The sequence below is a fragment of the [Ruminococcus] torques ATCC 27756 genome (assembly GCF_000153925.1).
Taxonomy (GTDB): Bacteria; Bacillota; Clostridia; order Lachnospirales; family Lachnospiraceae; genus Mediterraneibacter; species Mediterraneibacter torques.
In genome coordinates this window covers 66,266-73,353 of the sequence record NZ_DS264349.1, presented here as the reverse complement: position 1 = coordinate 73,353, position 7,088 = coordinate 66,266, and the positions used below count along the sequence as shown (strand labels likewise).

Below are 7,088 nucleotides of genomic sequence, written 5' to 3'. Positions count from 1 at the left end.
GTCAGCAAAACCAAAGAATCACGAATCCTATATGGAATGCGGAAGTGTCGGAACTGCAGACGAGCAGACTAAGGATCTGTAAGCATGCGCTGTGTGGGTTCAAGTCCCATCTTCCGCATTAGATAAAAGTAGAAAGTCTTTTTTATGAAGGATTTTCTACTTTTATATTCTGAGAGATATGGAAACAAGAGATTTTTTAAAGGGATTAAAAAGTATCTTATCTTATAGAAAATCTCATCATAAAAAGTAAAAAAACATTGACTTTTTATTCCTCCAATGTTATTATATTTCTTGTGGTCAGCAAAACAAAGATCACGAATCCTATATGGAATGCGGAAGTGTCGGAACTGGCAGACGAGCAAGACTAAGGATCTTGTAAGCATTGCGCTTGTGTGGGTTCAAGTCCCATCTTCCGCATTAGATAAAGAGAACAGGAAATCTTAGAAAGGTTTTCTGTTTTTTTGCGTGGTCTTTTTGTTTTTATGACTAGGCTCTTCAATTTGAATGATTTCTTAAAAAGCTTCAAATTGTTTCAATGGATGGTAATTCTTCCGGTAAGCTCATCCAGAGAGATTCTGAAAAAATCGGCAATCTCTATGAGCAGGTAGATATCGGGCAGTGTGATTCCACGCTCATAAGCGGAAAGTGATTGGCGGCTGATATTAAGTTTTTGCGCAAGATCTGCTTGTTTTAACTGATTTCTCATACGCAGTCGGCGGATATTTTCGCCTACGGCATTTTCTTCTTTTTTCATTGCAAGGAGGATAGATCCTGTTTTGAAAAACACACAATATATATTGATTTTATCATGCTTTTTCATCAGAGAAATGATATATCCTAAATATGAGTAAAGGCATATCCGGTATTCGGATAGCACGATAAGAAGTATCGGATACAATGGAGAAAAACGATAAGGGGATGTATAGAAGTGCTAGAGAACAGGGTGAAAGAGTTGCGTACTGAACGGGGATTGAGGCAGGGAGATTTGGCCGAAAAGATGAATGTTTCACAGCAGACGATCAGCCGTATAGAAAATGGGGAAAATGTTCTGCCATCGGATATATTGATTCATTTATCAAAATATTTTCATGTGTCAACGGATTACATATTAAAGCTATCGGACGTGAGAATGACACAGGAATATCGTTTGGAAATGGAACAGATGTTATTAAGACACTTTGAATTCTTTTTGAGTTACTGCAGGTTGAACAGGACGAATCAAAAGGTGATCAGCTTTTTGGCTGCGCAGATGGAAAAGGCAGAGGAGAAAAAAATTAAAGAATGAGTTTAAGAGTATATAAGACGGTAAAAGTTTTTAAGTATCAGTCTCATGTTGGTGGATGGGAATCAGTAAGGACAGAACAGATATAAAAGGGAAAATCTTATCAGATTTTTCTTTTTTTTATTTTACCCAAACTGTTTGTTTTATGAAATTATATGATATAATTACGATAATTTATTTGAAATTGTCAATAATATCTGAATAAATGTAAGGAGGATCAGTAATGTTAGAAAAGATAGATTTGAATAAAAAAATGTCAAAGCAGGAATATAGTGAAAGTCTTCCGAAGATAGAGGCGGAACTTGGAAGACTTCAAAGAGAGTGTAAAGATTTAGATATTCCGGTCATGATCGTATTTGAAGGATTCGGAGCATCCGGGAAAGGACTTCAGATAGGAAAGTTGATCCACAGTATGGATCCGCGGGGATTTGAGGTGCATACGATTAAAAATGAGACGGAAGAAGAACGGATGCATCCGTTTTTGTGGAGGTTTTGGATCAAGACTCCGGAAAAGGGAAAAATTGCGGTTTTTGATGGAAGCTGGTATCGAAAAGTGTGGGTAGACCGATTTGAAAAAAGGACGCGGGAGAAAGAACTGAAAGATGATTTTGCGTCGATCAATGCTTTTGAACAGCAGCTTTCAGAAGGGGGAACGCTGATTATAAAACTGTTTTTGGATATTGATCAGGATGAGCAGGAGAAACGTTTTAAAAAATTGGAGAAAAAGAAAGAGACGCAATGGAGAGTGACTCAGGGAGACAAAGAGAGAAATGTTAAATATGACGAGTATGCGTTGATGGCAGAAGAAATGCTGTTTTGTACGGATACGGATTATGCGCCGTGGACAATTATAGAAGCGACTGACAGGCGGTTTGCGACAACAAAAATATATATGACGGTGATACAAGCTATGCAAGAGCAGATCCGACGTCAAAAAGAGAATAGTGCTCTGTTGGAGAAAACAAATAAAATAGTGGAAGAAGTTTGTGAGGAAAAGGAAGTTCAGATCGCACAATATGCAGAAAACAGATTTTCGGAAGTTTCAATCTTGTCAAAAACAGATCTTTCCTGCAGCTATACAAAAGAAGAATATAAGCAAAAACTTGATAAACTTCAGAGGAAGGCGGAGCGGCTTCACGGAGAATTATATAGGAAGAGAATTCCGGTAGTGATCGGATTTGAAGGTTGGGATGCCGCAGGAAAGGGAGGTGCGATTAAGCGTCTGACAGAAAAAATGGATCCTCGGGGATATGTGGTAAATCCGACAGCTTCTCCGAATGAGGTTGAAAAAGCGCATCATTACTTGTGGAGATTTTGGAAGGCGATGCCAAAAGACGGACATGTGGCGATTTTTGACAGGACATGGTATGGTCGGGTGATGGTAGAAAGGATCGAGGGATTTTGTACGGAAGAAGAGTGGAAACGCGCATACAAAGAGATAAATGATATGGAGAAAGATCTGGCAAATGCAGGCGCGGTTATTCTGAAATTTTGGATGCATATTGATAAAGAAGAGCAGAAACGCAGATTTTGCGAAAGGATGGAAAATCCGGAAAAACGATGGAAGATTACGGATGAAGACTTAAGAAACCGTGAAAAATGGGATCTCTACGAGCATGCGGCAGATGAGATGATCATGAGGACGTCTACGGCCTATGCGCCGTGGGTTATTGTGGAGGGAAACGATAAGTATTATGCACGGATCAAAGTGCTTAAGACAGTGACAGATGCGATTGAAAAGAGATTAAAGGAAAGGTGATATTATGACCATCAGGGAGCAGCTTGAACTTCGTGAACTTGAATATTTAAGTTCTTATGCGGCATTAAGCAAAGACTCGAAGGGACGGAAAAGAAAAGAGGAACCGTGTGATATCCGACCGGCTTTTCAAAGAGATCGTGACCGGATTCTTCATTGTAAAGCTTTCCGAAGGCTGAAACAAAAGACGCAGGTTTTTCTTCTTCCGAAAGGAGATCATTATAGAACGCGGCTTACACATACGTTGGAAGTGTCCCAGAATGCGCGTACGATAGCAAAAGCATTGCGTTTGAATGAAGACCTTGCAGAAGCAATCGCTCTGGGGCATGACCTTGGTCATACGCCTTTCGGTCATGCGGGGGAAAGAGCTTTAAATCATGTATATCATTTCGCGCATCAAAAGCAGAGTCTTCGTGTTGTAGAACGGATTGAGAAAGAAGGGCGCGGACTGAACCTGACATGGGAAGTCCGTGACGGAATACTGAACCATCAGACGTCAGGACATCCTCATACTTTGGAAGGGCAGGTTGTCCGCATTTCCGATAAGCTTGCATATATCAACCACGATATGGATGATGCAATAAGAGGAGGAATTCTGACAGAGGATGATATTCCTTCTGATTTGCGGCAGGCTCTTGGAAGTTCGTGTAAAGAGCGGCTTAATACTCTGGTGCATGATGTGATCACGAACAGTATGGATCAGCCGGTTATTAAAATGTCTTCGGAAACGGAACGGGCGATGAAAGATCTGCGGAAATTTATGTTTGAAAATGTATACTTGAATCCGAACGCAAAAGGGGAAGAAGATAAGGCGGTACATATGATCGAACAGCTTTTTGAATATTATGCCGAACATACAGAAGTCCTTCCCCGGATTTTTAAGGAGGCTTTGGAAAATTCGGATGATGAGAAAGAACAGATCATCTGTGATTACATTGCCGGAATGACAGATTCTTATGCGGTTAAAAAATTCCAGGATTATTTTGTGCCCGAAGCATGGAAAATTTAAAAAAATAAAGGAAATCAAAAAGTTTTGTCGAATATAATATATAGGACAATCTTTTATGGAGGGTAAACATGTATTATCCGGATGAATTAATAGAGGAAGTAAGAACGCGAAATGATATCGTAGATGTCATATCCGATTATGTCCGTCTGCAGAAAAAGGGAAGCTCCTATTTCGGACTGTGTCCGTTTCATAATGAAAAATCGCCTTCGTTTTCTGTCAGCAGACAGAAGCAGATGTATTACTGCTTCGGATGCGGGGCAGGGGGAAATGTATTTACGTTTTTGATGGAGTATGAGAATTTTTCATTCATGGAGGCTGTAAAATTTCTTGCAGACAGAGCGGGAATTGCACTTCCGGAGGCCGAATATTCGAAGGAAGCAAAACAAAGGGCGGATTTAAAAGCGTCTATTTTAGAGATAAATAAAATCGCTGCCAGATATTATTATGTGCAGCTAAAGTCCGAAAGAGGAGTGGGAGCACATACATATTTGACGGACAGAGGTTTGACAGAAGAGACGATCACGGCGTTTGGACTTGGATATTCAACAAAATACAGTGATGATCTGTATCAATATTTGAGAGGAAAAGGGTATAGTGAAGATCTGATCCGGCAGGCCGGACTGATCAATACAGATGAACGACAGGGAGTGTATGATAAATTTTGGAATCGTGTCATCTTTCCGATCATGGATGTAAACAGCCGGGTGATCGGGTTCGGAGGCCGCGTTATGGGGGACGGAAAACCGAAATATTTGAATTCTCCCGAGACGGCAGTGTTCGACAAAAGCAGGAATTTATATGGACTTAACAGAGCGAGGACATCGAGAAAAACTTATTTTTTGCTTTGTGAGGGATATATGGATGTTATCTCTTTGCATCAGGCTGGGTTTACAAATGCCGTGGCATCTCTCGGAACGGCTCTTACATCAGGACATGCTTCTTTGATCAAAAGATATGTTCAGGAAGTTTATCTGACATATGACAGTGATGATGCAGGTACAAGAGCGGCGCTTCGAGCAGTTCCGATACTGAAAGAGGCGGGAATATCGGCAAAAGTAATCCGTATGGATCCGTATAAAGATCCGGACGAATTTATTAAAAATCTTGGCGCGCAGGAATTTGAAAATCGTATCCAAAATGCAAGAAACGGGTTTATGTTCAGTCTTGAAATATTAGAGAGAGAATTTGATATGGCTTCCCCGGAAGGAAAAACTGCTTTTTTCAGAGAGGCGGCAAATAGGCTGCTCTCATTTGAAGATGAATTGGAACGGAACAATTATATCGAGGCAGTTGCATCTGCATATAAAGTAAGCAAAGAGAGTCTGGAAAAACTTGTCGCAAAAACTGCTGTAAGTACAGGACTTGCCCGCCCGGTCACACGCCCGAAAAAAGCCGATGGGGCGGTCTTGCAAAAAGAAGACGGAATTGTTACATCGCAGAAAGTTCTGCTTACATGGATGATCGAAAATGAAAATCTGTATTCAAAGATAAGCAGTTACATAAGTCCGGATGATTTCACAGGAGAATTAAATCGGCGCGTTGCGAAACTTTTATATGAGCAGCATGAAAAAGGAGAACTAAATCCGGCAAAACTTTTGAATCATTTCACATCAGAGGAAGAACATAGGGAAGCGGCTTCTCTTTTTCATACGAAAATCCGCCAACTGAAAACAAAAGAAGAACAGGATCAGGCGTTGAAAGATACAATTTTAAAAGTAAAAGCTCACAGCATCAATGAGCGAACGCTGAATCTGGATCCGTCAGATATGGCCGGATTGCAGCATTTAATGGAAGAAAAGCGGAAGCTTGAGGAACTGAGGCAACTGCATATTTCTATAGATTAAGGATAAAATAAAACAAGATGATCTGCGTATGCGCACAGATCAGGAAGGATGGACACATGGAAGAGAATGCACAGAAATTTCTGGAAAAAATGAACGAGCTTGTCGCTCTGGGAAAGAAGAAAAAAAGTATACTTGATGTTCAGGAGATCAATGACTTTTTTGCGGACATGGAATTAAGCGCCGAACAGATGGAAAAAGTTTTTGAGTATTTAGAAGGACATAATATTGACGTCTTGCGGATCACGGCTGATACGGACGATGATGTAGATATCGACAATATGATCGCAGAGGAAGAAGAAGTCGATATGGAGAATATCGACCTTTCCGTTCCGGAAGGAGTAAGTATTGAAGATCCGGTTCGTATGTATTTGAAAGAAATCGGAAAAGTACCGCTTTTAAGTGCAGAGCGAGAGATTGAACTGGCGAAACGGATGGAAGAAGGCGACGAGGATGCAAAAAAAGAGCTGGCAGAAGCGAACCTGCGTCTTGTTGTCAGCATTGCGAAGCGGTATGTAGGACGAGGCATGCTCTTTCTTGATCTGATCCAGGAAGGAAATCTAGGCTTGATCAAAGCTGTTGAAAAGTTTGATTATCATAAAGGTTATAAATTCAGCACATATGCGACATGGTGGATTCGTCAGGCGATCACAAGAGCTATAGCGGATCAGGCAAGGACAATTAGAATTCCGGTTCATATGGTAGAGACGATCAATAAACTGATCCGTGTGTCAAGACAGCTTCTGCAGGAACTTGGAAGAGAACCGCTTCCGGAAGAAATCGCCAAAGAGCTGGATATGCCTGTTGAGCGTGTTCGGGAGATTTTGAAGATTTCTCAAGAACCGGTTTCGCTCGAAACTCCGATCGGCGAGGAAGAGGACAGCCATTTAGGAGATTTTATTCAGGATGATAACGTGCCTGTACCGGCAGAAGCTGCGGCGCAGACGCTCTTAAAAGAACAACTTGATGAAGTGCTCGATACACTGACCGAAAGGGAGCAGAAAGTATTACGTCTTCGTTTTGGAATGAATGACGGAAGAGCGCGTACATTGGAGGAAGTGGGAAAAGAATTTGACGTTACGAGAGAGCGTATCCGTCAGATTGAAGCAAAAGCTCTTCGGAAGCTGCGCCATCCAAGTCGAAGCAGAAAATTAAGAGATTATCTTGATTAATTATCCGGCAAACAGTGTAACCGAGAAA

General features: G+C 41.1%; 6 protein-coding genes and 2 tRNA genes. 7 read left to right on the top strand and 1 reads right to left on the bottom strand.

The annotated features are described in order from the left end of the window. Window positions 1-38: 38 nt before the first annotated feature. Together RUMTOR_RS05810 and RUMTOR_RS05805 are read left to right on the top strand one after the other, a co-directional pair. Window positions 39-118, top strand: a tRNA-Leu gene (locus tag RUMTOR_RS05810). Window positions 119-332: 214 nt separating this feature from the next. Further along, a tRNA-Leu gene (locus RUMTOR_RS05805) sits at window positions 333-417 on the top strand. Window positions 418-532: 115 nt separating this feature from the next. Here the strand turns inward: RUMTOR_RS05805 and RUMTOR_RS05800 are convergent. After that, window positions 533-754: a helix-turn-helix domain-containing protein gene (locus RUMTOR_RS05800; RefSeq protein WP_227070336.1), complete on the bottom strand. Its 222-nt coding sequence runs from the start codon at window positions 752-754 to the stop codon at window positions 533-535. Between the two features lie 174 nt (window positions 755-928). On the opposite strand from RUMTOR_RS05800, the gene RUMTOR_RS05795 reads away from it, so the two are divergent. The 5 genes from RUMTOR_RS05795 (at window position 929) to rpoD (ending at window position 7,060) form a co-directional block, all read left to right on the top strand. Further along, a complete protein-coding gene (locus RUMTOR_RS05795; protein ID WP_009242588.1) occupies window positions 929-1,285 on the top strand; it encodes a helix-turn-helix domain-containing protein in 357 nt (118 codons plus the stop codon). A gap of 220 nt (window positions 1,286-1,505) precedes the next feature. Next, a complete protein-coding gene (gene pap, locus RUMTOR_RS05790; RefSeq protein ID WP_004846234.1) occupies window positions 1,506-3,041 on the top strand; it encodes a polyphosphate:AMP phosphotransferase in 1,536 nt (511 codons plus the stop codon). Between the two features lie 4 nt (window positions 3,042-3,045). Then, window positions 3,046-4,047, top strand: coding sequence for a deoxyguanosinetriphosphate triphosphohydrolase (locus RUMTOR_RS05785; RefSeq protein ID WP_004846233.1), 1,002 nt, complete (start codon window positions 3,046-3,048; stop codon window positions 4,045-4,047). A gap of 68 nt (window positions 4,048-4,115) precedes the next feature. Further along, the gene (dnaG, locus tag RUMTOR_RS05780; protein WP_004846232.1) at window positions 4,116-5,891 is read left to right on the top strand and encodes a DNA primase; all 1,776 of its coding nucleotides are present in this window, start codon (window positions 4,116-4,118) and stop codon (window positions 5,889-5,891) included. A gap of 56 nt (window positions 5,892-5,947) precedes the next feature. Further along, complete coding sequence (gene rpoD, locus RUMTOR_RS05775) at window positions 5,948-7,060, top strand: RNA polymerase sigma factor RpoD (protein ID WP_009242592.1); 1,113 nt, start codon at window positions 5,948-5,950, stop codon at window positions 7,058-7,060. Window positions 7,061-7,088 lie beyond the last annotated feature (28 nt).

Coding starts and splice junctions, on each gene's coding strand:
- RUMTOR_RS05785 (WP_004846233.1), top strand. CDS start 3,046: ATGACCATCAGGGAGCAGCTTGAACTTCGTGAACTTGAATATTTAAGT.
- pap (WP_004846234.1), top strand. CDS start 1,506: ATGTTAGAAAAGATAGATTTGAATAAAAAAATGTCAAAGCAGGAATAT.
- RUMTOR_RS05800 (WP_227070336.1), bottom strand. CDS start 754: ATGAAAAAAGAAGAAAATGCCGTAGGCGAAAATATCCGCCGACTGCGT.
- dnaG (WP_004846232.1), top strand. CDS start 4,116: ATGTATTATCCGGATGAATTAATAGAGGAAGTAAGAACGCGAAATGAT.
- rpoD (WP_009242592.1), top strand. CDS start 5,948: ATGGAAGAGAATGCACAGAAATTTCTGGAAAAAATGAACGAGCTTGTC.